We start from the raw sequence: 2,590 nt of genomic DNA, 5'->3' as shown, positions 1-2,590 counted from the left end.
AAAACAAATGCTATGCGATTTTTAGATGAAAATGGTGTAGAATATAATCATTTTGAATTTGATGCAGAAAGTGATGCTGCGAAGACTGGTGTAGGAGTAGCTGATATTATCGGGCGCGATCATAATCAAGTATTTAAAACAATTATGACTACAGATGGCAAAGGTAACTACATTGTAGGAGTACTTATGAGTGAAGACAATATAAACTTTAAGAAACTTGCCAAAGCAGCAGGTGTGAAAAGTTTATCAATGTTACCACTTAAAGATCTGACAAAAATTACAGGATATGTAAAAGGTGGTTGCTCACCATTTGCGATGAAAAAATTATTTCCGACTTTTGTAGATAAAAAATGTCGTGAAGTTGAAACGATTATTATCTCTGCAGGTAAAGTAGGTCACCAAGTAGAAGTAAAACCAGAAGTTTTAGAGCAACTTATCGGTGCTCAAGTAGTAGACTTCAAAGCTGAATAATATAAGCAGAACGACTTTAGATAATATAAATTCACATAGAGTTTTAAACAGATTTATATAAAAAGTCGTTTTTTTATATAAACTAACACGAAAAGGTTTGCAATTATAATTATATAGGAGTATAATATCAATAAAATAAGTAGATAGGGAGGTGAGTACTTATGAAAAAAAGTATTAAAATAGGAGCGATGAGTTTATTATTAGTGCTACTTCCAGGAAGCTTAGGAATTGGTACAGTCTATTCTTCATCAGGTGGAAATGCTAATGTGAATGAAGAAAATACAACATATCAAGAAAATAATGCAGTTGGAGTAGATAAAACTACAATTGTGAATAATTCTGAAAATACTGGAGAGAAGATTTCTAAAAGTATTCCTTATGACTATCCTGTAGGTTCAGCATATCCAACAAGTGTAAATTATAGTCAATTTTATGATGGGCGTGGTTGGGCTTCAGGTACATTATACTTCAGTGATATTTATCCAATAGGGAATGGTAAAGTACGTGTTTGGTACCATGGAGAACTGAATTAAATATAATAAACTCATTTTATAGAGATGTCTTAGAGTGTTTAAATGCTCTAAGGCATTTTTTTAGTCAGCTCCTTAAATATTTAGAAATAATTATTGAAAAAAGACAATAATTCTCCCTAGATATTGCTGAAAACGCATAAAGTAACAATATTTGAGTTAATTGAAAATGTATTGTAACATAATTGAAATAGTTTAGATATTCTAATGAAACGTTGTTTTGATATAATTATTAACATAAGGAGGCGTGGTATGTTATTTGATACACATGCGCATCTAAATGATGATGCTTATTTAGAAGACTTAGAAGAAACTATTGCTCGTGCGAAAGAAGCGGGAGTAAAATTAATAAACATAGTTGGTTTCGATGATAAAAGTATAGAAAAAGCACTGGAAATCACAGCTAAATATGACTTTTTATATTTAACAGTAGGTTGGCACCCAGTAGAAGCAATTGACTTTACAGAAGAAAAATATGAAATGATTAAGAAAATTGCTTTAACTAATGATAAAGTAGTAGCTATCGGAGAGATTGGTCTAGATTATCACTGGGATAAAAGTCCAAAGGATATTCAAAAAGAAGTATTTAGAAGACAAATTCAACTAGCGAAAGAAGTAAACAAACCAATAGTAATTCACACACGTGATGCTATGGCAGATACAATACAAATACTTCAAGAAGAAAAAGCTAGTGAAATTGGTGGAATAATGCACAGCTTTTCTGGTTCTGTAGAAAGCATGAATATAATGCTAAAAGAGAACTTCTATATTTCATTGGGTGGACCAGTAACATTTAAAAATGCAAAAACACCTAAAGAAGTAGCAAAAGCTTGTCCATTAGATAAGTTGTTAATTGAAACGGACTGTCCGTATTTAACACCAACACCATATAGAGGAAAAAGAAACGAACCTGCATATGTGCACTATGTAGCACAAGAAATTGCAGACCTTAAAGAAATGTCGTATGAACAACTAACAAAACAAACATTCAATAATGCATGTACGTTGTTCGGATTAGAAGATAAAAAGGAGATTGATTAATACATGAAATTAGGTAGAATTATAGCCGCAGCGGCAACATCAGGATTATTATTATCGGGAGCTTTCGTAGTAGCGGAAGAATATACAGGGCACAATGTTTTCGCCGTAAACTTAGATAATAGTAATAAAATTGAGCTGAAAACTAAAAAAGGAACAGTTAGAGAAATTCTTATTGCTAATGATATTCCTTTTGGTGCAGATGATAGAGTAGAACCAGGATTAGATACAAAAGTAAATGGTGGGGAAACTATCAGCATTTATAAAGCCCATGAAATAACAATCGTTGATGGAGATACAACTACGGTAAGAAAAACTACTTACAAAAAAGTTGAAGATATCTTAAAAGAATTAAACATCACTCTTGGTGAAAAAGATGAAGTTACACCGGGATTAAACAGTGAAGTAGCTACAGTTGATACAATTAAAATTGCTAGAACTGGAAAAACTACTGAAACTAAAAAAGAAGTAATTAAATTTGAAACAAAAGAAGAAAAAGATGATTCTAAATATGTAGATGAAAAAGTTACAAAAGTTGAAGGTAAAAATGG

At 31.4% G+C, this 2,590-nt stretch carries 4 protein-coding genes; all 4 read left to right on the top strand.

The window, feature by feature from the left end; translation table 11 throughout:
* The coding region (ybaK, locus tag RWN11_RS08245) for a Cys-tRNA(Pro) deacylase (RefSeq protein WP_314161254.1) at window positions 1–471 on the top strand (471 nt) is incomplete at its 5' end.
* Between the two features lie 161 nt (window positions 472–632).
* Window positions 633–1,004, top strand: a complete 372-nt coding sequence (locus tag RWN11_RS08240; RefSeq protein ID WP_314161253.1) for a hypothetical protein — start codon at window positions 633–635, stop codon at window positions 1,002–1,004.
* A gap of 249 nt (window positions 1,005–1,253) precedes the next feature.
* Window positions 1,254–2,042: a TatD family hydrolase gene (locus tag RWN11_RS08235; RefSeq protein WP_299321886.1), complete on the top strand. Its 789-nt coding sequence runs from the start codon at window positions 1,254–1,256 to the stop codon at window positions 2,040–2,042.
* Between the two features lie 3 nt (window positions 2,043–2,045).
* The coding region (locus tag RWN11_RS08230) for a ubiquitin-like domain-containing protein (protein WP_314161252.1) at window positions 2,046–2,590 on the top strand (545 nt) is incomplete at its 3' end.

Origin of the sequence: uncultured Gemella sp. (assembly GCF_963519265.1) — a bacterium.
Classification (GTDB): domain Bacteria; phylum Bacillota; class Bacilli; order Staphylococcales; family Gemellaceae; genus Gemella.
This window is presented reverse-complemented; position numbering and strand designations above follow the sequence as displayed.

Excerpts from the sequence above, each read along its gene's own strand:
- RWN11_RS08240 (WP_314161253.1), top strand. The coding sequence starts at position 633 with ATGAAAAAAAGTATTAAAATAGGAGCGATGAGTTTATTATTAGTGCTA.
- RWN11_RS08235 (WP_299321886.1), top strand. The coding sequence starts at position 1,254 with ATGTTATTTGATACACATGCGCATCTAAATGATGATGCTTATTTAGAA.